The organism is Photobacterium malacitanum, assembly GCF_900185615.1.
In the GTDB taxonomy this organism is placed as follows: domain Bacteria; phylum Pseudomonadota; class Gammaproteobacteria; order Enterobacterales; family Vibrionaceae; genus Photobacterium; species Photobacterium malacitanum.
The window spans coordinates 496,446-520,631 of sequence record NZ_FYAK01000002.1 but is presented as its reverse complement, the minus strand read 5'-3'; the positions used below and the strand labels follow the sequence as shown (position 1 = coordinate 520,631).

The following is a 24,186-nucleotide window of genomic DNA, read 5'->3' as shown; positions in this document are numbered from 1 at the left end:
AATCGAAAAAGGTTCGCTAGTTGGCGAACCTTTTTACTTATGGTTTTTTTAATAACAATATCAACCTATTAGATAATGGCTTTATCGTTATTTGCCAGCAATTTTTGCAGCTAATTGACCTTGTAATGCGTATACATTAGTTGAACCGTTAAATTCAAGTGCAATTGGATCATGCTGACCTGAGATCCACAGTTTTAATTCAGCATCGAGATCAAAGTGACCTGTTGTTTCAACCGTATACATTGTAATTGATTTGTACGGTAAAGAGCGGTATTCCACTTTTCGGCCAGTTAACCCTTGCTTATCAATTAAAATTAAACGGCGATCGGTTAGAATGATCATATCACGAATTAATTTATAGGCTAATTCAATCTGTTCGCCTTCGCCTAAAATCGTTGCTAACTCTTCCGTTGCATCGTCAAGACTCATTTCACCCGCATTACCCAAAATAGCGTTAAACAGACCCATGATTTATATCCTATAAAATAATTAACTAGTGGTGTTTTACTGCAGTCTAATCGAATTGTGTTTTTTATGCTAGTGACTAGCAGCCACGACGCTTCCAGAATTGGTTTTCATCGTGGCTATATACGTTAAAAGTTTTCTCCGCGATGATGGTATTGTTTATTTCTAGTGTCATTCGCCACGGCCCAATTTTATTATCAATTGGAGCCCAAATGGTATCACCGAGATAGAAATCCCAATCGTTATTGCGAATATATAATTCACCATCAAATGGAGCGATGATTTCGCCATCAGCATCGGTAATATCAGGGTGATAAATGCAGTAGCGGATCTTTTCACCTTTGGCTTTTTTGATATTAACGGTAAAACCAAATTCAATATCTATTTCTGCAGGTACATCGAGCGTGAACTGCTGCACTTTGGGTAATTTTTTTGATTCAGAATCCCATGTTGAGTAAATACCGTATGAATTGATACGAACAATTGCTTTTGATTTTGCCATTATAGAGCCGTCTATTGCTGGTGGATAAGGGGCTATTATAGCGATAAAATACGCCGTTATCGAATAGCAAGGGTGCAGATAACACCCTTGCTATTTTGGGGGTTAATTGCGCATCATGATAATTTTTTTGGTGTAATCAAGTACAAATTGCTGACAATCAACCGCTGTTTGAGGATCAAAATCTTGGTTATGCAGATCAGTATTAGACAAAATACGAATACCAATAAAAGGTACTTTATAAGCTTGAGCGACTAATGCCGCTGATGAGGTTTCCATTTCTTCAACCGCAGTATTGAAATTGCTATGTAGCCAATTAATACGATCTACTTCGCGGTTCCATTCATCTGCAGTACCGATAATACCAGTTACAACCTTGCCTTTTTTATAACGACTTGCCATTGATTGGGCGATATTCATTAACCCTTGATCGGCATAGAAAGCATTATGTTCAACTAATTTACCTTGCTCACGTAATCGCATTGTCACGCTAAAATTCTGCCATTTGGTTGGATCAATACCTTGGCCTTTTTCAGTAAATTCTGATTTATATGCGCCCATATTAAAACTGGTTTTGCCAATGACGATATCACCACGTTGCAACTGTGGATCATGCCCACCAGATGTTCCCTGATTAATAATTAACCCAGGTTTAAAGCGTTCGATAGCTAGTGTTGTTGCCGCGGCGGCATTAGCAATACCTACTTCAGTACGAGAGATCACAACGGGGTAATCATTTATCGTACCTTGCCAAAATGTCCATGCACCTACTGTTGTTTGTGATTTGTTTTCAAGGGCATTAACAAGAGTCGTAGTTTCAATATCCATTGCACCTTGAATTAATATTGGTGCTGAAGCCGGTGTAGTTGATGCAATGCTCATTGGGGATAAAGCGAGACAACAAAGTAAAAAACCATATTTAAATAAAGACATGAGGACCTTTGAATTATGAAAGATAAAATCAGCGCGTAATGTAATTAAAGCAAACGATTGCGTCAATGGCTTTTGAGTGTTTTATAGATAACTATTTTTAATGGTTGATACAATTTTTATTTGTATATGCGCAAGGTGTAATATATCTTATTTGCAGCAATATAGTGCTTACATTGATGCGTAGGAGTTATGTAATGAAAATTAAACTGTTAGCTGTACTTATTGGTGGAAGTTTGTTCAGTACTGGTGCGTTGGCAACAGATAAATCATTGACTGATATAGCAACAAATACCTTTGATATTCTCAATAATATGCAAGCATTAGCTCAACAGCCGAGCAATGTTATTGAGCGTGATGGTCGACAATATTTACAATATAAAGGTAAAGAATATCGATTGAATCATGAACAATCACCGATGTTTCCTTTAAATGATACCAATGGTGAATACAGCACCGCTTTTCCATTTGTCGGTCCTGAGTGGGAATATGTTGCGTATAACGGTGGTTTTTATTTACTTCATCGTCAATTTGGCATCATGAATTCTGATGATACTGGGTGCTTTGTTGAATATATTCCAGCAGCGAGGGGATCTCAGAATGATGATGGTAGCTATATTTGGGAACGAGAATTAGTACAGCGAACAGTAACGTCTGACTGTGGTGATTTATCTATGCCTACTATTTCTGGGTTTAAGACTGGATCTGTGTCAGATATTGGTGTTGAACTGGTTTGGGATGATACGGCAGTTGGTAACAGCTACAAAATTGAATTAACGGCATACCGAGAAGGCGAATCTTCTATTACTTATCAATACTCAGCGAAAACCTCGGGTTTTTATATCGCTGAGCTTGAGCCAAATACGCAATATGACGTCAAGTTGGTTGAGTGTAATCAACTTGGATGTGATGAAAAAAACCTTTCTTTTAATACCTTATCTTCACGTTTAAGTTACAACGATAGTCGTCAAGCTGTTAATCATTTAGTCGGTAACTTAAAAGCCAATGTGGCACTAGCACAAACACATACTAGCGTCGCGCCTTATGGTAATGATGGACTTAACCATCCTAATTTAGTGATGAACCGCGAGAGTTTATTGCTTGTTACGCCTCAATCAAGAAACGTTCATCAGCTGTGGGTTGATGTTGAGTTAGATGGCGTGAGCATGGGGCGTTTCTTAATGCATCCACCAAGTGCATTACCTGGTACTGATCAGCTCGATAATGGTAAAAGTAAAGTGATGTTCTCTCACTATGCATGGAGTTTGCCGTTAAACTGGGAGTGGATGAAGCCCGGTTTATCACTAAAATTTAGCGATAATCGCAATCGTGAAGGTGAGTTAACTCAAGAATTGTTGGAGTTTGGTGGTGCGCCAGAATTAGTTATTCAAAATATAGATATTGGTATGTTAGTTGAGCCTCGTAATCAATATGACATGATTAATAATATGGAACAGTTGGCCACTGATTATTTCCAGAAAATACCTGTATCTAAAATGGTTGTGGCTGATTATACGCCATTACATCTTCGTAAAGTAACACTACCAAATGGTAAGGTTTACACCAAAGCCAGTGAATATGAAACACCAGGGTGGCATGGTGGTGATATGCGTGAATATATTGGTAAGCGATTAATTTCTATTGGTATTAATAATGCTAACTTTGGCGTTGTTGATACTGCGGGTGGTGATGCAAGTTGGCCACGTCCATTTAGCCATATTACTGCTCACAATAGTATTGGCCGTTATTTAGCTAAGGATAAAGATGGTATCGTGACTTCAAAAGTAGTGGAGCATGGTGGTAGTGGTGGCGGTGGCATTGTTACGTTAAGTTCAACCCGTGGTAATGAGTGGTCACACGAACTCGGGCATAATTTTGGTCGTGGTCATCACCCCCAAAATGCCTCAATTCATGATATGGAATCAGGCTGGGGTTGGGATGCGCGTTATAAGCGTTTCATTGGTAACATTCATTGGTCGGATGCTGCCGTCACCATGACTAATGATAATAGTGGTGAAACTGTGCCACCATTTGCTAATGAATTCCGTTTTATGCGTGAAGCAATGGGTGGCGGTGAATATGCACTAACAGGTTTAATCAGTCATTATACTTTAGAGCATCCAATAGCAACGCGAGTGACTCAGGATTGGTTTAATCGCTCTAATAATCTTGATATGAATAGCTCAACAGGTTTTGTTAAATGGGATCAAACTAGCCAACGTTATGTTGAATCAGATACAGATTTTGCGGTGCCTACACAGCAAGGCGTGCCCGTGATCACTGTACTTGGAATTTATGATCCAACTGAAACAAATTCGAGCCAGATATACCCATTAACCTACTCAAATTACGGTAATTTATTTGATTTACCTGCGCCGAGTACAACAACTCCTCAACGTGAAGGTTGGGTATCAGTTGCTGATATGAGTGCTACTGAGCGTAATAATACTGAGTGGCAAACACTTAAAATAGATAATCAATGGTTACCGTTATGTCAGTTTAGCTATACCAATGCTAATGGCGAGAACGCAAATTTTGTCGGTTTTGAAAATGCTGACGATGCGACATGTCAGGTATCAGCAGAGATGTACTGGTCGGTTAACAATCAACGTGAAGTGCCTGTTTCTAGCGTTAATGATTACCAATTGTTAGCCTCTAAAGGCGACATTCTAGGTAATGTTACTTATACGCCAACAGTTGAGTTAGGTGAAAAGACTTTGTGTTCATTGGATAAATCAGGCACATCACATGACGGTGCAGGTTTTATTGAGAATAATAAGTGTACACAAATTGCCAATGTTAAACATACTAACGGTGCAAACTGGGCGTATGCAACTCATCAAGGTGGTATTAAGCAATATAGTTTTGTTTCACAAAAGCAGTGCCAGTTGATCGTTGAAGGTGAAAATGGCGATATTACTAATATCGCCCTAAGTGGCTCTCGTCATAACAGTAATGAAAGTAATAAATTACACCTTAATTTACCAGCGGATAACCATCCCGCTCGTATTACCATTGAATGTTCGTCAGCGACTGGTACAGAATCGGTGTTAGATACCGTGGCAACACCACGTAATCCCGCTGTTGCCAATCTGAGAGGGCCAGTAATTGTTGGTCAAGAGCATGGTTATAAAGTACTAGAGTCTGCAATTCCTGCGGGTTGGTTCGCGCATACTGAAGGATTTGATCCAAAGACATTATCAAATCGCGATCGTAGCTCGTTAGCAACATTGAGCATGGGAAGTGAAAGACCCAATGTTTGCCGATTCCCATTAACGATTAATGGCGTAGAGCAAACTGTTCATGGTTACGTTGAAGATTTTGGTAACGGTGATTTCCAATGTACGGGTGGTACAGAAATTACAGTGACAGATAGTCAAGGTGAGATGCCATTAGTATCGGCTGTTAATCAATTTGAATGGATATCGCTCAATAATCCACAACAAGTCGGTCAACGAGTAAAAGCAGTTGCAGATAATGATGCTAATTTATGTAGCGTAACTCGCAGTGGTTTTTATGGGGCTGGTTTTATCAATGCTGGTGGTCAGTGTACTCAAGTTCCTGGCATAAAATGGTCAAATGGTAATCACTGGACATTCTCTAGTGGTCACGGCCAATATAGTTACCAGTAAAAGATCAACTATTACCAGTGATAGCTAATATAGCTGCTTATAAATATTATTATTAATGTTTAACCTAATAAATCCCTCATTCAAAAAGAGTGAGGGATTTTTTTTAGATTATTTTAAAACAGCCATTGATACAGAAAACCGGCGCTGATAGCCATACCAATAATAACCGCTAAAAATGCGATAATCATTTGATTTTTAAAGATAGATTTTAGTAGTATCACTTCAGTTAAACTTGCGCCTGCACTGCCAATAATCAATGCCATTACCGCACCTAGGCTCATACCTTTAGCTGCTAGTGCAGCACTTAATGGAATGACGGCCTCAGCACGAATATAAAGTGGAATACCAATAATAGCCGCAACAGGGATCGCAAATGGGTTATTTTCACTGGCAACCTTCGCCACAAATTCAGTTGGCATAAAACCATAAATCATCGAACCTAATGCAATACCGCCAATTAAATAGGGCAATACTTTTTTAAAATCTGTCCAAGTTGTTTGCCAAATTTGAAGCCATTTATTCGTCGGTTGTGGCGTCGCATTACAGCTGGATCCGCAACATGATGGTTTAGGCTCGCTATAGGCTTCGGCTTTTATATATTTTTCAAAGCCTAATTTTTCTAATAAATAACCGGCAATAATAGAAACACCCATTGCGATCACAAAATAAAACACCGTCACTTTTATGCTAAAGGTCACCGCAAATAAACCAATAATAATCGGGTTAAGCAGTGGGCTGGCAAATAAAAATACCATCATGGTGCCAAATCCAGCTTTAGCACGTAACAACCCTTTTAAAAATGGAATAGTAGAACATGAGCAAAAGGGAGTGATAGCGCCAAGTAATCCTGCAATAAAGTAGCCTTTACCATTTTTGCCACTAAGGATAGCCTGAATTTTTGCGGGTGGAATATAAACCTGCAACACGCCAACTAAATAACTAATCGCAAGAAAAAGTATGGTTAGCTCTAGCGCAAGAAAACCAAACATATGAAGGGTATTCATTATCATTTCTGAAGTAATGGTGAACATAATATCATCTCTGTATTTCTAGTATTGTCGAAATATAGGGTCAAAAAAGACCATTGTCAAAATAATATTTCGATTTTTATGGAATTATTTAAGGGTGGGAAAAGTGATTTTGTTTAATTTATTGAATAATATGGATATTATTTTTTACTGTTCATCAATACAACATTCATCTTGGAGAAAGTTGATCACATTGGTTAAAGCATCGTATTGGGCAACGCAAAAAAGAGTTCGTCCTTCACGGCGTTGAATCAGTAATCCTGCCGAAGCAAGGCTTGAGATATGGTGCGATAGGGTAGAGCCAGGTATTTCAAGTTGCTGTTGAATATCACCAACGGCAATACCCTGACGACCTGCTTTTATTACACGTTTAAAGATAGCTAAACGGGTTGGATGGCCAAGTTCTTTGAGTGATTTTGCAATATGGTTAATGTCTATTGAATGGGTAGTCATCGTAAAATCGGCCTTTATTGTGGTATTTATTTCCGTCAGCATCGAAATATAACTAACTGTCGCTCAAAAAGAAAGTGTACGCATGTCGTTATTTATCTACTGCTATCACAGTATCCATAAAGAGGTAACACATGCGGCCATACCAATTAGGTTCGCTATGCTTATTTTTAATGTAAGAAGTAGATAATTTGAAGCTGTACTATACCAATTTGTTATATATTAGTGTATTTTGTGTCAATAGTGGTACAAATGATCATTTAATATAGGAAATAACAGTGTGACAGTCTCTAGTGTGTCTCTAAGTAACCTTGCGCAAATTATTTATCCCGATAGCCAAGCTGAAAAATACTCACCATTATGGCGTTATCGCGTTAAGTTTATACTTCGTGCAATCTATTATCGTAAAGCTTTCCAGCATATCACTTCTGAAATTGACTCTTCTCTGCTAGAAACTTTATGCCAGCGTAATTCTCGCTTTTTAGAAAAGCCATTTCGCCCTTATGTTATTTACGGTACCAGTGGCATTGAGCGTGCAAAATTTGTTGTGCAGCATTTTAATTTTGTGTCTAATTTACCGACTAATATTAGTGATGCTATTTATAAAGATGGTAACGGATTCACATTATTTGACTTTACTGTCGGTGATATTAATTACTGTTTTAAATTGGCTTTTTACTCTCGTTATCAAAAAGAGGGTGATATGAGCCTTACGCTCTTTAATGATATTGATGAAAATTTTTATACACTTACATTTTCTATTCGAGATGTGGAAGGGAAGCGCCAATTAGTGATTGGTGGATTACAAGGCCCTGCGAGTAGCCCTGAAAATAATCAAAAAATAAAATTACTGACGAAAGCATTATTCGGCCAACGTCCAAAAGATCTAATGATTAAAATGATCACATTAATTGCTAATGTTTGGCAGGTCGATACGCTGCTAGCGATAAAGAATAGTGCTCATACATATTCTGCTAAGCGTTATGCTACTGGTAAAATTAAAATGGATTATGATAAACATTGGATTGCGTTAGGTGGCACTGAGTTTGATGAGCATTTATACCAGTTAACACTTGATGATATTCGTCGCGATCCTGAAGATATTTCACGCCCTAAACGGGCAATGTATCGTCGACGTTATGAATGGTTAGATAACACTAAATTGCTTCTTGAGCAAAAGTTAAAATAATAACTATATTACTGACAAAGTTTGTACACTATTACTTAAATAACACAGGTTATGGTTATAATAGTGTACAGGCACTTATTATGGCTCTCTTAATACAGAGAGCTTAACAAAGACTAAAACTGATGAATCAATAATACTTTTTAGCGTAACTTAAAATATAATAAAAAGAATATTCATCTCATATTGATTATATTTTTTCTACCATTTTTGCGAGTAGTGGTAATAATATCTGCTGCTCTTCAACAGAAAGGTTACCTAGTAATTTTTTATTAACCTGTAATGGTATTTGCTCCAAATCAGGTTTCATTGCACGTCCTTTTTGGGTTAAGTAGATATGATAACTACGGCGACTATTGGGATCTGGCTTGCGTTCAACCATCCCCAGTTTTTCTAATTTATCTAATGTGCGAGTGGTGGTTGAGTTCTCAACTTTTGCTTTTGCTGCAATATCACGTTGAGTGATTCCTTCTTGTTCCCATAAACACATCATGGTTGGCCAAAGTGCCGCTGTTAAATTATATGGCTTTAACTCATGATCGAGTTCTTTGGTCGCTTGAGAAGCCAATACATTGATTAGCCAGCCAAAACTATCTAAACGTTCAAATTTTTCAGTCATTTTAAACCAACTCATAGAATATCATTAGTCTTGATTGTAACTGCCAGCACAATTGCATTCAAAATAATTTTTAAAACAATAGTTGCGCACGCAACTATTGCGGTGTAATCTATTTGCATCTTAATATTTAAAGAGAACTGTCAAATGTCAAAAACAACAATCAAATTACTACACCGTATTGCTGCAATAACGAGCTTTCTACTGGTTTTAAGTTTCTTTACTAGCTCAATTATGGTGGAGTTATTTGGTGATATAACAAATATCATTATGGTAAAAACCGCGATCTTATGTGGTATTTGCGCGCTTATTCCGGCTATGGCTATAACAGGAATAACGGGGGCTAAAATGGCAGTAAACTGTAATAAAGGTCCAATAGCTCAGAAGAAGAAACGGATGCCATTCATTGCTATTAATGGGCTATTTATATTATTACCTTGCGCCTTTTATCTTTTTTACTTAGCGAGTAATCAGCAAGTTACGACCACCTTTTATATTGTTCAGGTTATTGAATTGATCGCAGGTTTTACTAACCTAACGCTAATGGCTTTAAATATTCGTGATAGTAGAAAAAGAAGATAGGAAGAAAGATAGAAAAAAGGAAAAAGATAGGACACCCATAAATTTCATCCATAGATCACGGATAGCCTTGTTGCTCGATTTTCGATATGACGGATATTGGGCTAAGTGAATGCCAGCGAGGGCGATAGGGTATCTACTTAGAGCGCGCTGAAATATCAAAGAGTAAGATATGGCTGTCCAATGTTATTGCTGAACTCTGATTGTAGTATTTTATATTTTCATAATTTAATTATCATAAAAAATAATGACTAACTTGCTTTAAAAATAATGTGAAATAGTATTTGCAATAGCTAATTTTCCCAAGTAAATAAGCCCATCTTAGACATAAAAACGCCATTATAATATTTCCAATACAGGTAGCTTACATTTTAAATTATTTTTTTGATCTGCTTAGTTGTAAAAAATATCTCTTACATGCTATTAAAAGCTAGCCATTAGATTAGTGATATTCATCACCTTATTATTATTTCTACTCGATTATTATCATGTTAATTAATTGATAAATTAAAGTATGTTCATATTAATATTAATTGGAGCAATCATGAGTATTATGGTAGGAGCACAAAGTAAAAGACTCAAAGAAAATAATGATATAAACCGATATGTATTTGTTGCTTGTATTATAGCAGCATTAGCTGGATTATTATTTGGACTTGATATCGGGGTTATTTCAGGAGCTTTACCTTTTATAAGTAAAGCATTTGGTTTGGCAACACAGAGCCAAGAATGGGTTGTGAGCTCAATGATGTTTGGTGCCGCTATAGGTGCGATTGGGTCTGGCCCGGTGTCATTAAATATAGGACGTAAATATACTTTACTTATTGGTTCATTGTTATTTATTGCTGGATCGCTTGGTTGCGCAATGGCCTATAATACTGAAATGTTGATTATTTTTCGCGTATTGTTAGGTCTTGCTGTTGGCGTTGCCTCTTTTACTGCTCCTTTATATCTTTCAGAAATTGCGCCGCAGCGTTTACGTGGTAGTCTCATTTCGATGTACCAGTTGATGATCACCATTGGTATTGTAATTGCTTTTCTTTCTGACACTGCGTTTAGTTTTTCAGGGCAATGGCGTTGGATGTTGGGTGTTATTACTGTGCCTGCTTTTATTTTATTTATTGGGGTGATGATGCTACCTGAGAGTCCGCGCTGGTTGGCTCTTAAAAAGAAAGATGTTGAAGCACACAGGATCTTAGAATTATTGCGTGGTAACAGTAAAGAGGCCAAACAAGAATTAAACGCCATTCGTAAGAGTTTAAAGATAAAACAAAGTGGTTGGAGTCTATTTAAATCTAATCCAAATTGTCGCCGTGTGGTTTACTTAGGTATTGCTTTGCAAGTAATGCAACAGTTTACTGGTATGAATGTAGTAATGTATTACGCACCTAAAATATTTAAAATTGCAGGTTTTGCAAGTACTGAGCAGCAAATGTGGGGCACTGTTATTGTTGGACTCGTTAATGTGTTTGCAACCTTTATTGCGATTGGTTTAGTCGATAAGTGGGGTCGTAAGCCTGTACTGAAAGTTGGTTTTGCTGTGATGGCTTCGGCAATGGCTATATTGGGTTACTTCTTACATGCTGGAATATCAACATCATTTGAACAATACAGTGCAGCGTTTGTTTTATTAGTCTTTATTGTTGGTTTTGCGATGAGTGCAGGTCCTTTAATTTGGGTTTTATGCTCAGAGATTCAACCACTAAAAGCGCGTGATTTTGGTATTACGGTCAGCACTGCAACAAACTGGATTGCAAATATGATTGTGGGTGCAACATTCCTCTCTTTCTTGCAGATATTAGGGAACGCTAACACTTTCTGGTTATATGCCGGCTTAAATTTAATATTTTTAATTGTTACTTTTTTTGTTATTCCTGAAACAAAAGGAGTGAGTTTGGAGCAGATCGAATCTAACCTGATGGCAGGTAAGCCATTATCAAAGTTAGGCTGCTAAATAATACCTGATCTGTGTGGTCTACTGCATCTAAGTAGGCCACAAAACTCTGTCTGTTTATCCCTCTGCCATTCCCCAAAAGATAGCCATCATAGTTAGTAGCTAAAAGACCAAAAGATATCAAAAGATACAAAAGATAGGACACCCATAAATTTCATTCAATGGCAGTTCTGTGTTTACATCAAGTCTAACCCCGTCCTTCCCTACAGTGAATACGCGCAAGGGTGATAGGGAATCTACTTAGAGTGCTGAAATATCAAAGAGTAAGATATGGCTGTCCCATGTTCTACTATGTTGCTACTGCTGAACGTTATTGTGCTCGTTAATTGAGACTTATTCATATTAAGTTAAGTTGGTTCTGTTATTCTCAATCACCAGAAGTGTTTATTTCCCCTTGCTGCTATTACACATCATTAAGACTGAGTTGTTATCATGAGGGATATCACCATTACTTTTAATGAGGTGGATATGATGAAGGTGACCCAATCGGCATCGCAAATAAAATGGTTACCATGGATAGCAGGTATAGCCTTTTTTATGCAGACTTTAGATGCCACAATTATAAATACTGCCATTCCATCATTGGCTGCAAGTTTACATCAATCGCCACTTAATATGCAGTTAACAATTATTAGCTACACGTTGACGGTCGCAATACTTATTCCTGTCAGTGGTTGGTTAGCTGATAAATTTGGCACTCGAGTTATATTTCTATGGGCTGTAGGGTTATTTACTCTCGGTTCATTAGCATGCAGTTTATCAACAACGCTCTCACAACTAGTCATCGCGCGTGTATTGCAAGGGATTGGTGGAGCAATGATGGTTCCAGTCGCTAGATTAGCATTACTGCGTTGCTATCCGAGAAAAGATTTTGTTCGTGTATTAAATTTGGCAACAATGCCGGGCTTAGTTGGACCCGTTGTTGGACCTTTATTAGGTGGTTTATTAGTAACTTACGCGAGTTGGCACTGGATTTTTTTGATTAATATACCCGTTGGTATTATAGGCTTATGGATAACTAAGCGTTATATGCCTAATCTTACCTCAACAACTTCCCATTTCGACTTTTTAGGCTTTATATTATTTGGCTTTAGCTTAATTTTTATTTTAGGTGGAATTGAATTATTTGGAAATCAAGCGGTATCTATTTTATTTCCAATATTAACCTTACTGGTCGGTGTGTTATTATTAATCGGTTATGGTTGGCATGCATTTAATAATGAAAAGGCATTAATTCCTTTATCTTTATTTAAAACTCGTACATTTAAAATTGGTATTCGCGGTAATATTTTATCGCGTTTAGGTACTGGTGCTATTCCTTACCTGGTGCCACTGATGTTACAGGTAGGAATGGGAATGTCTGCATTCTATGCAGGGTGCATGATGGTACCGTTAGCTCTTGGTGCTTTATTTGGAAAATCTTTCGTTGAGAAAGTGCTGCATCGGTGTGGTTATAGATGCACATTAATGTTAGCCACAGTCATTATTGGTGTCATAACGGCAGCATTTGGACTGGTTTCTAATCAGTTATCGATATGGTTTGCGGTACCGTTGTTGTTTGGCCTCGGCATAGTGCGTGCAACGCAATTTACGTCAATGAATACTATTACTTTAGCTGATTTAAATGATCAAAATGCCAGTGCGGGTAATAGTGCATTAGCGGTAACACAATTGTTAGCAATTAGTCTCGGTCTTGCTGTTTGTTCTTGTATATTAAAGCTATTTAATTCATACGGCTATGGTGACTCAATTGCCCATTTCCATCAGACTTTTATATCTATTGGCTTAATAACCATTTTCTCGGCATTAACTTTTCTATCGTTAAAAAAAGGGGATGGTGATAATTTAATAAGTAAATGATGCGTCATCACTTCCATTGATTGCTGTAAAAAAAGATAGGACACCCATAATTTTCATTCAAGGGCTGTTCTGTTATTACGTCAAGCCTAACCCCGTCATTCCCTACAGTGAATGCTTGCGAGGGCGATAGGGGAGCGACTTAGAGCGCGCTTAAATATCAAAGAGTAAGATATGGGTGTTCTATGTTTTATATAGTTTCAACAAACCGATATCATATATAATATTCGAGATGACTCTTCAAAATAAAATAAGAATTGTAAATTATTCTTATTTTATCATGATTGATGATAATACACTTTCGTTAATGATTTTAGCTATAAGATTAGATGAGTATAAAACTTTCGAGTTTCATCATCAGGGATTAAAGATATAAAATCATGCATTTAGAAATAAGAGGGGGCTGGAGTGGTATCGATAGGGGGACTTAACTTTTATAAAAACGTGTATATTATTAAGAACTAATATTATTTATTCGTTATATGATATAATAATTGGAGAATATTATTATTAATGTGATATAATATTATAGAACGTGTATTAAGTATTGATTATGATTTTAAAAGAAGATAAAAGATTATTAGAACCAGATTTGAAAGCATTAATTATTAGTAAGGTTATTGATAATAAAAAAAATAAAAAAAATAAAATTAATACAATAATTAATGAATTTACAGTTTCTAGTTTTACAAGAAGAGTGGATTTAGCCATTATCAAGAATAATGAACTTCACGCATATGAAGTAAAAAGCAGTGCTGATACTCTTGAGAGGCTTGATGGTCAAATAAAGGAATATATAAAACATTTCGATAAAGTAACAATTGTTGCAGATAGTAAACACATATCTAAAATATTAAACATTACTCCTGAATATATTTCCGTGTGGGAAGTAAAAGATGGTAAAATTAAAATAAAAAGAAGAGGGAGGAAAAAAATAATAACAGATAAAAGTGTTTTTATTAAATATTTTAGTTTGAATGATCTATATAAAATAATAAAAAATGAAAATATAAAAATAAATAATAATAATAATAGAGATGATTTAGAGGCATTGGCTATTACTATAAGTATAGGCAAGCTGAGAGAGTACGCAATTAATACAATTAAATCGAAATATAAAATGACGAGTAATTATTTTATAAAAAAAATATCATGTGGAAAGATAATACCATCAGATCTTTTATTGTTACGTTTAAATGATACGATTAAAAATGAAGTTGACATAAATATTCTTAATGAAACGATAATTAGAGATTTATGTCAACTGAAAGAAGAAATGGATGAGATAAAATATTAATCTTCCCATTCTTCATCTGTATTAAGCTCGCTGATTATATCATTGTAGTGAAGTTGTTGATATAAATGGATATTTATTCGTACAGCAGTAGACCTATTTGGACATGTTATTCCATAAGTATCTTCAAGGGCTGTTTTTTCTATCATTTGTGTACCCCATAATCCTAGATCCTTTATCCAATAGTCAGATTTTATAATTTCTCTAGCAGCCTCGAAATATAACTTTTCTTTTTCTAGTTTAGTTATATTTTTACCATCAAATTCTTTCCTAATAAAACGCCAATCATTTTTTAATGGGTAATCGATTCTAGGAGGAGGTGTTCCACCACCACCATTATATTTTCCAGCTCTGGCACTTCCTCTATCAGAGTAGATTAAATTTATATCATTACAGTCACGCTTTATATTTCTATAAATTTGTCTTTCATAAATAGGTATTTCTCCTCGATATGCACCTGCAAAACTAAATGGGAATGATGTGGACGAGATGGAAAACATAGAGTTAGGAAATAATTCTTTCATCTTATTAATTAACTCAGAGTATTGCGAGCAATTTACAACTTCAACTCTTCCAATATCTGCATAATCCAAGATAAATAGATAGTTATCATAATTATGATTAAGTAAAGATCGTATAATAGAATTAAACTTTTTAGGTTCTATTTTAGTCATTTGAAATCTTATTACGATACCTCGTTCAAGGCTACTAAGAAGATCTAATTGTATATTTATGTCCGTAATATGTTCTAATTGTAATGTGGGTATTATGTTATCCCGCGTTTGTAAAAAATTGAACCAGTTTTTATAACCATCTGATGAATCGAGTAGTTTATGAATTTCTTCAAACACTTCCCTTGAATATGCCCCTTCCATTTTAAATGATTTATTGGAATATAAAAAATCAGCATCAATATCAGCAATCCATATTCTATTGCCAATTGATTCATTAATTTTATCTAATGCATTATCCAATTTCTTAGCTGACATCCAGCCTTTGATAGGAAATAGAGGAAGAATTAAGTCTTTATCTTTTTCTGGCAATTGCCCTAGTGCCCCCATTTCTGCAGGAGATATAGCTAATATTGGTAAATATTTATAAGTTAATTCATTACTAAACGAAATCACATTTAAGCCTTATTTAATCGAATTTTTAGGGCGACAGTTGATACATCTAAATCTGCCGCAATACTTTCATATAATGCTTCTCCTTTTAAGTGTTTATGTTTCTCTGTGCATAACTTTATTAAATTTATAGGCATTAATATATCGGCAGCTAAATTATTTGCTTCTAATTCAATAGAATTAGATAAGCGTGAGCGATATAGTGCATCGTCACTTATTCCATTACCAATTAAATGACGATGTAATAGAAAATGTGCTATTTCATGAGATATAGTAAATCTTTGTCGACTTCGTGGGTCATGGCTATTTACTTTAATTGTTACAATACCATCTGTTTCTTTTATTTCGCCCGATATAGTTGCTGGTAATGTAGATTTTATAATTTTAATATTAAAGCTTTTTGCAATAGCTCCAATTTTTACTGGGTAAATTTCGTGTTGCTGTTGTATTAGATTTTTATGGATATCAGTTAATAGATACCATTCTCGGCTTAATTTCATTCTTAGTCCTCTCTATTATTTAATGCATCAATTTCAGCTATGAATGCTGCATTTTGTTCTCTGGATGTTGTTGATGCGGCACTCCTTAAAATTGATTGGTCAACTATTGTAGATAATTGATCATTAAATACTCCTTGTCTTATTAAGTTTCCGAGTTCTTCTGTAGCTATAGCCGCGATACTATTAGTAATAGTGTCATTTGCTGTTTCTTCCGCTTTTCTAACGGTTATTTTTTTTATTTCGTTATAACCAATAAATGAAAATATTGCGATACCTATACCGAATATTGTCACTAGCGTAGAAACTGCACTTAATGCAAGTGCTGCATGGTCAGCAAAAGAAAAATAGGCTTGTTTTTTAATCAGATCATCTAATTTACTAGTTATGTTTTGATTTGAATTTTTTTCTTGTAGATTAGTTTCGTGAATGACATTAAATGTCAAAAGTATATTTTTGTTTTTGTGTGATAGGTTATTTAAATCATTTTGTTTTCCATGTTCATTGTTATCAGTTATTGTTATATTTGTTACCTTTAGGTTTCTTTTTTCTATTTCATCTAGTATAGATGTTATTTCTTGTTTATATTCTATAGGGAGCGTAGTAGCTTCATTTGAACTTATAAATGTACTCTCTGAAGCACATGATAATGAAAAAAATAGAAGACTGAAAAGAATAGATATTCGTATATTTATAAATATAATATTCATATTGATAAAAAATTTAAAAAAAATATTTTATACTCATTAGTTGCATATGGGTTTTTTATTTACATATATAAGATGCTTTATTTGTAATAAATTGTAAATGAATTAATAGTTATGCTTTATTGGGATTTTTGTGTTAGATAAAATATATAAATAATATTAATTTCTACTTTTTTCAATGAGGTTAGTCGTTATATAAAAAAGACAGGACACCCATAATTTTCATCCAAGGGCTGTTCTGTGATTACGATAAAATTAAACGTACTTCATTGGCGTTTTTAAGGCTCAATCACGCGTTAAGTAGATCACGGATAGCCTTGTTCCTCGACTTTCAGATGACGGATATTGGGCGAGTAAATACTCGAGCTGGCGATAGGGAATCTACTTAGAGCGCGCTGAAATAAAAGATTTAAAAAAAGACACCCCAAAAAAACGGCCACCCAAAGGTAGCCGTTAATATTATAAGTCGCAATAATCAGTCTTAACGAAGATCATCAGTAACAGCAAGTACTGCAGCTAGGGTGTCGTGACCAAAGCCAATGCTACGCTCTGGAGACCAGCCGTATAGGCTATCTGGCTGATTGTTATGATCTTTAAATGGCATTTCAACAGTGTAAGACAAGCAGTTAAATTGCTCACCTACCCAGTTTGAAGCTACAGTTAGGTTCGCTTCGCCTGGCTTATCTTTGCCGTAGCCGTGTTCGTCTTGGAATTCTGGCGTTACAGTTAATAGCGCTTGTTTGAATTTATTTTCAAGATTTTCAAGGCGCGCATCGTATGATGGAATACCTTCAGAACCCGCAACGAAGTTAAATGGAATTGCCTCATCGCCGTGAATATCAAGGAACATATCTACGCCTGTTGCTAGCATTTTCTCGCGTACGTAGAATACTTCAGGGCTATTTTCCAATGATGGAGTTTGCCACTCGCGGTTAAGGTTTACACCGATTGCATTTAAGCGTAGGTGACCACGTGCGCTGCCGTCTGGGTTCATGTTTGGTACTACATAGAAGACGGCTTTGTTTAGTAGGGCACGACCAACAGTGTCGGTTTCATCTAATAAGCGTTGTACTAAACCTTCAACAAACCATTCTGCCATGGTTTCACCTGGGTGCTGACGTGCAATAACCCAGATCTTTTTCTTTGGTGCTTGTTCGGTTTCAGCGTCTTGCTCATCACCAATCACCAATAGGCTAACATCACGGTTATCTAATGTATGACCGAGTGTTTCTAGGCGACAGTTGTAATGACTTTGTGCAAGATGTAATAGATCTTGATGACGATCGTAGCTGTACGGTGCAAAGTAAGCAAAGTACATTGATTCATTTTCAGGGATCACGTTAAACGTTAATGTGTCGCCATCAAACTCTGAAGGAATACGGAACCACTCTTCACGATCGTAAGAAGCCACAACATCATAGCCATTCCAACCTTCAGGGTAGGCTGAGTTAGCAAGATCTAATAACTTAATGGTGTGTGGCTGCTGAGCTTCTGACTCTAAACGAAAGTGAAACCATTGATGTAATTCAGATTGGTTATCGTTAGGAATACTAAGTTGAATGTCGTCTTTGCTTTCTGCTTTAACTACATTGATGCTACCGCTTTCAAAGTTACTGAAAATTTTCATGGTCTTTACTCGTTATCGTTATAAGTATTAATTTAGGCTATCACAAACAATGGCTATCGATAATGATTTTTGTTCATCAAAATAAGGTTTCATTGTTAGTTTAAGTGATGACGCTACAATAAAAATTCATACTTTTTATTAAAACAATGATTAAAGCACATTAATGTGACTAACTTGGCTTTTATAGTGATAAGTTATGCACTAAAGCCATAGGCGCTGCGTTTATGTGGCTGGTTATCTTAAAAGGGGTATGGTATTTGTATCCATCTATCCAGAGTAAACATTGGTGTGGTTACACTTCTAAATGAAAGCCTTACATCTCAACATTATTAAGTACATGCGTCTATTTCATGTATTACGTATTATTAGCGCCTGTATTATTGCTTTTTCTATCGATATATTTTTTAAGATCCCCTACGCGACTTGGGCACCGATCACGATCATCGTGGTGATGTCAGCTAAGTATTCTGGTGAAGTATCAGATAAAGCCAGTCAGCGAATCTTGGGAACGACAATCGGAGCTATTCTCGGTTTATCGCTGTATTTTTTTCCAAGTGATAATGTCTATTGGCACTATGGATTATTAGTGGCAATGCTGAGTGTGTCACTTTACTTTACGCTTGGTAAATATTCATACAGCGCTATTTTAACTTCTGTCACTTTAGTATTAGTCGCGGGTAGTGGCCCGGGGGATTTACATATCGCATTATGGCGGACTACCAATGTGCTGTGGGGCGGGTTAGTCGCGATTATCGCGAGCCAATATTTATTTCCAGCCAAAGCCACTGATCATTTTAAATTAGCCTGTGGTGATTTTTTACGTTTATTTCATCAAAACTATTCTGAGCATAATGCGTTGGTCAACAGTGATGATGCATATCGTGAAGTTCAGCTAGTAAAATTGCGTCAAACATTGAATAAGATCACGGCATTAGAGTCGAGTATTGGTCATGAGACACCAGAGATGAAGCTATCAGTCAAAAAGGCGATTGCTTGTCAGGTAAGAATGTTTAATTTGCTGGAGAATATCGTTCAAACTCAGTGGCGACATCAATATAGCAAAGAAAAAGTGCAGGAAATACGAGCATTATCAAAAGCTAAAGAGCAATTATCGCTAATGTGTGAATTATTAGGTGAGGATTTATTGGACTCAGAAAAACCACTGATGGTACTCAATAAAAACCAGTTAGAGATCTTAGCCCTGTATCCGAAATTATCAGCAAGTGTTGATAGCCGTACTGATATTAGTTACTACGGCTATTTGTGGCTTAATCGAGAATTGGCACGTCAGGTAGCTGAGCTTTCTGAATGGTTGTGCCAATTTGAAACGATTAAAAATGATCTACTTTAACGTCAGCTGTTATTTCATTGCCGAATAATAAGCCGCAATATCTGCCAGATCTTGTGAATTAAGGTTCTGTAATTGTCCTTTCATCATCGTTGCCATTGGGCCTGTTCGAGTGCCGTTAGTATAGGCAAGCATCGCGTCATACAGATATTGCTGCTGTTGACCGGCAAGGTTAGGGTAGCTTGGTTGTGACGCGATACCATTACTGCCATGACAAAATCCGCAACTTGGTGTTTTGAGCTCACCTTTAGTTGCATCACCTTTAGGCATGGCATTCGCGTGACTACTGATGCCAACTGTGAGCACAATAGCGGTGGTTAAAAGACGAGAAATATTTAATAGCGCCATGATGAATAATCCATTATAAATGTAAATATATGTTTGTATAATAAAGATATATCATAACTAATCAATGACTTAAAATTATTTATTGCTCAAATGGTGTAACAATAAATGTTGAATGTGATTACATTGTAGTCATGTAATTTGTCGTTGTTATTAGCTATCAGGTGTATGTCTAATTCGAACGAAGCGAGCAAAACGAGGAATTCCTCGATCAGTATAGCCGTTATAACGATATTGAATAGTCGAGCCAATAGCAGGGGGAGACTGCCGCTGTTGATCATTAAAACCTGAGCCTATTTTAAAGGTGTCATTGGTTGATGTTTTGACCCACACCGCCCCCATCATACCTTGGTATTTCCCATTACCTTCTTCATAGCCAATAATGATCGCTTCGGCGTCTTGGTGGTTTTTGAGCTTTAATAAATGTTCAGTGCGACCAGCTGTGTAATTATTTGATTTATGGTGCAGCATTAGCCCTTCGCCGTCATGACTGCTCACAATATCTAACCATTGCATTAAGATTGCCAAATTATCGAGAGATTTATGCTCAACCCATTGCAGGTGTTTGATTGGACGATGATTATGATCCCGCTGTTGGTCAATCAAGGCTTGCAATTGACGGTAGCGTTGTTCAAAAGGGGCAGTGTTATGCGGCAGATCAAACACCATGTAATTAACCCGCTGCCACGCCTCATGGTTGGGGCTACTATCAAGCACAATGCGTGTTAATGCTTGAAATTGACCGCGTTCAATCCACAGTTCACCATCAAGCGGTATTGACGGGAAATTAGCATAAAACCAATTAGGCGCATGGATGATATTGCCTGTTTTTGTCAGCAACTGGCTACCATTCCAATAAGCACGAATACCATCCAGCTTTTCACTGACTAAATAATCCGCAATAGTAAAATTGTCGTGGATTTGAGCATCATCACTGTAATGGACAGCATTGAGTTGATCACTGGGTAAGCTTTTAGCCAACATCAATGACACCTGCTCTGCAGTAACAGGAAAGCTGAGTGAAAGGCTAACCAAAGCGGCAATTGAGGTTAATCGTTTTCCAATGCATTGAAAGTTATGCACATTGTAATGATTGTTACAGGGTTGGAATGGTAATGATGTCATGCTATCGATCCCTCGTGAACATTAAGACATAACAGTAAATAAAGGGGCTAAATGGGTAAATTACTGTGTCCTGTTTTTAGTTATGTTTGTGCTAGTGGTGGAACTACAGAATGTGAATCAAGTTACAGTTACATTATTTATGTGTTTGAGGTGCTAAATAGGAATTAAGTATGTTGAGTATCAATATAGTCAAAATGCTAAAAAAAGGTTATTTATTGACTGTATTTATAGGCAAGCTAAGGTAAAATTTCGTCATTATTGAGCTTTTCATACGGTCTTTGCTGTAATGCAACCTTCTTTATCTGGTTTTTTTTCTCGCGTTAACACGTTTTTAGTGTCTAAAAATATCAAGATTTCGTTTCATTGTTATTTTATTCATGCCATGAGTTTTATGGCGCTCGGATTGTTTTCTTCGTTGTTAATTGGTTCAATTCTAAACACTATTGGTATTAAGTTATCAATCCCGCTGTTAAGTGATGTTTTATGGCCAATAGCAAAACAAATGACAGGGCCGGCCATTGGTGTTGCGATAGCTTATGCACTACAAGCGCCACCATTAGTGTTATTTTCCTCTACCATTGCTGGTGCTGCTGGGGCGGCAATGGGAGGGCCCGTGGGTGCATTCGTTGCAACCATTTGTGCGGTTGAGTGCGGTAAAGTTGTTGCCGGAGAAACCAAGGTTGATATTTTAGTGACGCCAGCCGTTACCGTGTTAGTTGGCGTTTTTATTGGCAGTTGGATTGGACCCTTGGTTGGCGCTGTTATGACCCAATTTGGTCAATTAATTATGTCGACAACCCAGTTACAACCATTACTCATGGGCGCGCTGGTGGCGGTATTAATGGGCATGGCACTAACCTTACCGATAAGTAGTGCGGCGATTGCAATTATGTTGAGTTTAAATGGGTTGGCAGCAGGGGCTGCGACGGTCGGCTGTGCAGCACAAATGGTTGGTTTTGCGGTTATGAGTTATCGTGTTAACGGCTGGGCGGGCATATTTGCTCAGGGGTTAGGCACATCGATGTTACAAATGCCAAATATTGTTAAGAACTACAAAATATGGATTCCACCGATTATTGCCTCAGCGGTGTTGGGGCCTATCGCGACGGTGGTATTTCATATGGAAAATACACCTTTGGGAGCCGGCATGGGAACATCAGGCCTAGTGGGGCAAATTCAAACATTGATTGCGATGGAACAACCTGGTGTGAGCAGTGGTTATATCTATGGATTAATTGTGCTGATGCATTTTGTTTTACCTGCTTTGATTACACTTATTGTCGCTTATATAATGCGCCGTCAGGGCTGGATCAAAGACAGTGATCTTAGTTTAAAATTAAGTTGATCATGATTATGGCTAACGCTTAGCAAGGGTCGATATTTGTTGTTCTGCACAGCGAAAAAAGGCATCGGCTTGGCGTTGGCTAGCAATAAAAGTAAAAGGTTTCAGCCCCTCAAGGTGTAATGTGGTGCGATAGCTGTGGGTCTTAAATGCTTGAGTAAAACGTTGAGGGCTAAAATTATCGTTGGCAATGGTGGCGGTATAAATCGCTGTTTGGTTATTAAGCCGTTTAAATAAGTTGTGGTCGACAATATAGTCAAAGGATGGATGTTGTTCGATATTATCCATTGAATGCTGGCTTAATTCACCTCGAGATGGCGCTTGAAGATCATTGAGATGGTAAATTTTAACATCAAAGTTATTATGCTTATCTGTAGACATGGTGAGAACGGTATTCTCTGGTAAATGTTGTTCTTTTACTGTGAGTGTACATTTAGTTTCTGTCTGACTATAGGTAGAGTTCTCAAGCAAAGGCAGTGAAAATGCTGAAACAGTTAAGGCAATCAGTGATGTGATCATAAACATACCTATATATTTTGCGGTGTATTGAAATCCGTTAAATTAATCCTAGTGTGGTTGGGTAATATTTATGGACTAATATCACAATATATTACGGTTGAAACACATTATTAAAATTAAGAATTGGCAAGGGATTGATGCGAATTAACTAATAATTAAGATATTTTATAAACAATAAAAGATTATTTGATGCAAAATTAACAATCTATCCCAGTGAAAGTGGTAACTTCATTGGTAGATAAAACTATTAGTGATTCTTAATCCAATAAATAAAATGGAGAAAGTGATTATGTCTACTAAGTCGACGAGTAAAACCCCTTTGCTGTTATCTCTTTTAGCACTCATCGCTGGTGGTGCAATTGGTTATGGTGTGGGAATGAAAGTAGAGCAGAACAGTAGTGCACCTAGCCTACAAGCTTGTCAGCAACAACTGCAGTCTCAAACAGATCAGCTTCAGCATAGCACTGAACAATATCAAGCATTAGTAACAAAAAATGAACAGCAGCAACAACAGTTAGCTCAAGCAACAACAGAGTTAGCGACAATGACTGCATTAGCAGAAAAACAAAAAAAGGACTTTGCAAAACAACTGGCATCTTTGGCACAAAAAAAGCAGCAATTATCTGTAAGTCAAAAAAAATTAGAAGTGACGAAAAAGAAACTAAATACTGAAGTTGTTAAGTTAAAAACCACCACTAATAAACAGCAAGTGGTGATTGATAAGTCGCAGCAGTATTTTAAACGCCAAGCAGAGATGAAAGCGAATGTGGAAGCCACTCAAGCACAAATTGTTGAATTAACCAAAACAACAAAAGGCTTTAAAAAGGCCTGTGACGAGTTTAAATCAGGTAATAGTTGGAATTGGGTATCACAAAAAGACTGTGATAATTATGAACAACAACTGGGGTTATTAAAGACTCAACAAGCAACGTTAGCTTCTCAGCAACAGGCTTTAACGGCTATTAATAAAGAAATAGGTAATAAAGAAATAAGCAAAAAATAATGTTTATTGTTGTTACTAAATAAAAATAGCTGCAATTGCAGCTATTTTTGTATTTGTTA

General features: G+C 36.6%; 22 protein-coding genes. 9 read left to right on the top strand and 13 right to left on the bottom strand.

The window, feature by feature from the left end; genetic code table 11:
• Window positions 1-87 precede the first annotated feature (87 nt).
• From PMAL9190_RS07550 to PMAL9190_RS07540, 3 genes are all read right to left on the bottom strand, one after another.
• A complete protein-coding gene (locus tag PMAL9190_RS07550; RefSeq protein WP_087844606.1) occupies window positions 88-468 on the bottom strand; it encodes a PH domain-containing protein in 381 nt (126 codons plus the stop codon).
• 76 nt (window positions 469-544) lie between these two features.
• Complete coding sequence (locus tag PMAL9190_RS07545) at window positions 545-967, bottom strand: DUF3859 domain-containing protein (protein WP_087844605.1); 423 nt, start codon at window positions 965-967, stop codon at window positions 545-547.
• Between the two features lie 102 nt (window positions 968-1,069).
• Window positions 1,070-1,897, bottom strand: coding sequence for a 5'-methylthioadenosine/S-adenosylhomocysteine nucleosidase (locus tag PMAL9190_RS07540; protein ID WP_087844604.1), 828 nt, complete (start codon window positions 1,895-1,897; stop codon window positions 1,070-1,072).
• A 194-nt stretch (window positions 1,898-2,091) separates the two neighbouring features.
• On the opposite strand from PMAL9190_RS07540, the gene PMAL9190_RS07535 reads away from it, so the two are divergent.
• A complete protein-coding gene (locus tag PMAL9190_RS07535) occupies window positions 2,092-5,526 on the top strand; it encodes a M66 family metalloprotease (RefSeq protein WP_087844603.1) in 3,435 nt (1,144 codons plus the stop codon).
• Window positions 5,527-5,639: 113 nt separating this feature from the next.
• Here the strand turns inward: PMAL9190_RS07535 and PMAL9190_RS07530 are convergent, their stop codons facing one another.
• Window positions 5,640-6,557, bottom strand: a complete 918-nt coding sequence (locus tag PMAL9190_RS07530) for a permease (protein ID WP_087844602.1) — start codon at window positions 6,555-6,557, stop codon at window positions 5,640-5,642.
• 144 nt (window positions 6,558-6,701) lie between these two features.
• Window positions 6,702-7,007: an ArsR/SmtB family transcription factor gene (locus PMAL9190_RS07525; RefSeq protein WP_370738757.1), complete on the bottom strand. Its 306-nt coding sequence runs from the start codon at window positions 7,005-7,007 to the stop codon at window positions 6,702-6,704.
• 277 nt (window positions 7,008-7,284) lie between these two features.
• Here PMAL9190_RS07525 and PMAL9190_RS07520 point away from each other — a divergent pair, with 277 nt between their 5' ends.
• Window positions 7,285-8,193, top strand: coding sequence for a VirK/YbjX family protein (locus PMAL9190_RS07520; protein WP_087844601.1), 909 nt, complete (start codon window positions 7,285-7,287; stop codon window positions 8,191-8,193).
• Between the two features lie 187 nt (window positions 8,194-8,380).
• On the opposite strand, the gene PMAL9190_RS07515 is transcribed toward PMAL9190_RS07520, so the two are convergent.
• Complete coding sequence (locus PMAL9190_RS07515) at window positions 8,381-8,809, bottom strand: MarR family winged helix-turn-helix transcriptional regulator (protein WP_087844958.1); 429 nt, start codon at window positions 8,807-8,809, stop codon at window positions 8,381-8,383.
• 144 nt (window positions 8,810-8,953) lie between these two features.
• Between PMAL9190_RS07515 and PMAL9190_RS07510 the strand changes: the two genes are divergently transcribed.
• The 4 genes from PMAL9190_RS07510 to PMAL9190_RS07495 all read left to right on the top strand — a co-directional run bounded on the left by PMAL9190_RS07510 (window position 8,954) and on the right by PMAL9190_RS07495 (window position 14,493).
• Entirely contained in the window at window positions 8,954-9,388 is a 435-nt protein-coding gene (locus tag PMAL9190_RS07510; RefSeq protein WP_087844600.1) for a hypothetical protein, read from the top strand.
• A gap of 541 nt (window positions 9,389-9,929) precedes the next feature.
• Entirely contained in the window at window positions 9,930-11,339 is a 1,410-nt protein-coding gene (locus PMAL9190_RS07505) for a sugar porter family MFS transporter (protein WP_235004320.1), read from the top strand.
• A 468-nt stretch (window positions 11,340-11,807) separates the two neighbouring features.
• Window positions 11,808-13,199, top strand: coding sequence for a multidrug transporter subunit MdtD (gene mdtD / locus PMAL9190_RS07500; RefSeq protein ID WP_235004319.1), 1,392 nt, complete (start codon window positions 11,808-11,810; stop codon window positions 13,197-13,199).
• Window positions 13,200-13,749: 550 nt separating this feature from the next.
• A complete protein-coding gene (locus tag PMAL9190_RS07495) occupies window positions 13,750-14,493 on the top strand; it encodes a sce7726 family protein (protein WP_087844599.1) in 744 nt (247 codons plus the stop codon).
• Here the strand turns inward: PMAL9190_RS07495 and PMAL9190_RS07490 are convergent.
• From PMAL9190_RS07490 to PMAL9190_RS07475, 4 genes are all read right to left on the bottom strand, one after another.
• On the bottom strand, window positions 14,490-15,617 hold the full coding sequence (locus tag PMAL9190_RS07490) for a beta family protein (protein ID WP_235004318.1): 1,128 nt from the start codon (window positions 15,615-15,617) through the stop codon (window positions 14,490-14,492). The genes PMAL9190_RS07495 and PMAL9190_RS07490 overlap by 4 nt on opposite strands.
• Before the next feature lie 2 nt (window positions 15,618-15,619).
• On the bottom strand, window positions 15,620-16,114 hold the full coding sequence (locus PMAL9190_RS07485; RefSeq protein ID WP_087844598.1) for an ImmA/IrrE family metallo-endopeptidase: 495 nt from the start codon (window positions 16,112-16,114) through the stop codon (window positions 15,620-15,622).
• A gap of 2 nt (window positions 16,115-16,116) precedes the next feature.
• Entirely contained in the window at window positions 16,117-16,821 is a 705-nt protein-coding gene (locus PMAL9190_RS07480; protein WP_087844597.1) for a hypothetical protein, read from the bottom strand.
• Between the two features lie 478 nt (window positions 16,822-17,299).
• The gene (locus PMAL9190_RS07475; protein ID WP_087844596.1) at window positions 17,300-18,445 is read right to left on the bottom strand and encodes a M14 family metallopeptidase; all 1,146 of its coding nucleotides are present in this window, start codon (window positions 18,443-18,445) and stop codon (window positions 17,300-17,302) included.
• 304 nt (window positions 18,446-18,749) lie between these two features.
• Between PMAL9190_RS07475 and PMAL9190_RS07470 the strand changes: the two genes are divergently transcribed.
• Window positions 18,750-19,796: an FUSC family protein gene (locus PMAL9190_RS07470; RefSeq protein WP_065166741.1), complete on the top strand. Its 1,047-nt coding sequence runs from the start codon at window positions 18,750-18,752 to the stop codon at window positions 19,794-19,796.
• 9 nt (window positions 19,797-19,805) lie between these two features.
• Here the strand turns inward: PMAL9190_RS07470 and PMAL9190_RS07465 are convergent, their stop codons facing one another.
• Together PMAL9190_RS07465 and PMAL9190_RS07460 are read right to left on the bottom strand one after the other, a co-directional pair.
• Window positions 19,806-20,141, bottom strand: coding sequence for a c-type cytochrome (locus tag PMAL9190_RS07465; protein WP_087844595.1), 336 nt, complete (start codon window positions 20,139-20,141; stop codon window positions 19,806-19,808).
• Between the two features lie 150 nt (window positions 20,142-20,291).
• The gene (locus tag PMAL9190_RS07460) at window positions 20,292-21,263 is read right to left on the bottom strand and encodes a DNA ligase (RefSeq protein WP_200813385.1); all 972 of its coding nucleotides are present in this window, start codon (window positions 21,261-21,263) and stop codon (window positions 20,292-20,294) included.
• Window positions 21,264-21,549: 286 nt separating this feature from the next.
• Here PMAL9190_RS07460 and PMAL9190_RS07455 point away from each other — a divergent pair, with 286 nt between their 5' ends.
• Window positions 21,550-22,608, top strand: a complete 1,059-nt coding sequence (locus PMAL9190_RS07455; protein WP_065166743.1) for a PTS sugar transporter subunit IIC — start codon at window positions 21,550-21,552, stop codon at window positions 22,606-22,608.
• A 12-nt stretch (window positions 22,609-22,620) separates the two neighbouring features.
• Here the strand turns inward: PMAL9190_RS07455 and PMAL9190_RS07450 are convergent, their stop codons facing one another.
• On the bottom strand, window positions 22,621-23,124 hold the full coding sequence (locus PMAL9190_RS07450) for a hypothetical protein (RefSeq protein WP_087844594.1): 504 nt from the start codon (window positions 23,122-23,124) through the stop codon (window positions 22,621-22,623).
• Between the two features lie 289 nt (window positions 23,125-23,413).
• Here PMAL9190_RS07450 and PMAL9190_RS07445 point away from each other — a divergent pair, with 289 nt between their 5' ends.
• Entirely contained in the window at window positions 23,414-24,127 is a 714-nt protein-coding gene (locus PMAL9190_RS07445) for a chromosome segregation ATPase (protein ID WP_087844593.1), read from the top strand.
• The last annotated feature ends 59 nt before the right edge of the window (window positions 24,128-24,186 follow it).

Coding starts and splice junctions, on each gene's coding strand:
- PMAL9190_RS07480 (WP_087844597.1), bottom strand. CDS start 16,821: ATGAATATTATATTTATAAATATACGAATATCTATTCTTTTCAGTCTT.
- PMAL9190_RS07510 (WP_087844600.1), top strand. CDS start 8,954: ATGTCAAAAACAACAATCAAATTACTACACCGTATTGCTGCAATAACG.
- PMAL9190_RS07545 (WP_087844605.1), bottom strand. CDS start 967: ATGGCAAAATCAAAAGCAATTGTTCGTATCAATTCATACGGTATTTAC.
- PMAL9190_RS07530 (WP_087844602.1), bottom strand. CDS start 6,557: ATGTTCACCATTACTTCAGAAATGATAATGAATACCCTTCATATGTTT.
- PMAL9190_RS07465 (WP_087844595.1), bottom strand. CDS start 20,141: ATGGCGCTATTAAATATTTCTCGTCTTTTAACCACCGCTATTGTGCTC.
- PMAL9190_RS07485 (WP_087844598.1), bottom strand. CDS start 16,114: ATGAAATTAAGCCGAGAATGGTATCTATTAACTGATATCCATAAAAAT.
- PMAL9190_RS07475 (WP_087844596.1), bottom strand. CDS start 18,445: ATGAAAATTTTCAGTAACTTTGAAAGCGGTAGCATCAATGTAGTTAAA.
- PMAL9190_RS07455 (WP_065166743.1), top strand. CDS start 21,550: ATGCAACCTTCTTTATCTGGTTTTTTTTCTCGCGTTAACACGTTTTTA.
- PMAL9190_RS07495 (WP_087844599.1), top strand. CDS start 13,750: ATGATTTTAAAAGAAGATAAAAGATTATTAGAACCAGATTTGAAAGCA.
- PMAL9190_RS07505 (WP_235004320.1), top strand. CDS start 9,930: ATGAGTATTATGGTAGGAGCACAAAGTAAAAGACTCAAAGAAAATAAT.
- PMAL9190_RS07540 (WP_087844604.1), bottom strand. CDS start 1,897: ATGTCTTTATTTAAATATGGTTTTTTACTTTGTTGTCTCGCTTTATCC.
- PMAL9190_RS07470 (WP_065166741.1), top strand. CDS start 18,750: ATGAAAGCCTTACATCTCAACATTATTAAGTACATGCGTCTATTTCAT.
- mdtD (WP_235004319.1), top strand. CDS start 11,808: ATGATGAAGGTGACCCAATCGGCATCGCAAATAAAATGGTTACCATGG.
- PMAL9190_RS07525 (WP_370738757.1), bottom strand. CDS start 7,007: ATGACTACCCATTCAATAGACATTAACCATATTGCAAAATCACTCAAA.
- PMAL9190_RS07445 (WP_087844593.1), top strand. CDS start 23,414: ATGTCTACTAAGTCGACGAGTAAAACCCCTTTGCTGTTATCTCTTTTA.
- PMAL9190_RS07450 (WP_087844594.1), bottom strand. CDS start 23,124: ATGATCACATCACTGATTGCCTTAACTGTTTCAGCATTTTCACTGCCT.
- PMAL9190_RS07550 (WP_087844606.1), bottom strand. CDS start 468: ATGGGTCTGTTTAACGCTATTTTGGGTAATGCGGGTGAAATGAGTCTT.
- PMAL9190_RS07515 (WP_087844958.1), bottom strand. CDS start 8,809: ATGACTGAAAAATTTGAACGTTTAGATAGTTTTGGCTGGCTAATCAAT.
- PMAL9190_RS07535 (WP_087844603.1), top strand. CDS start 2,092: ATGAAAATTAAACTGTTAGCTGTACTTATTGGTGGAAGTTTGTTCAGT.
- PMAL9190_RS07460 (WP_200813385.1), bottom strand. CDS start 21,263: ATGACATCATTACCATTCCAACCCTGTAACAATCATTACAATGTGCAT.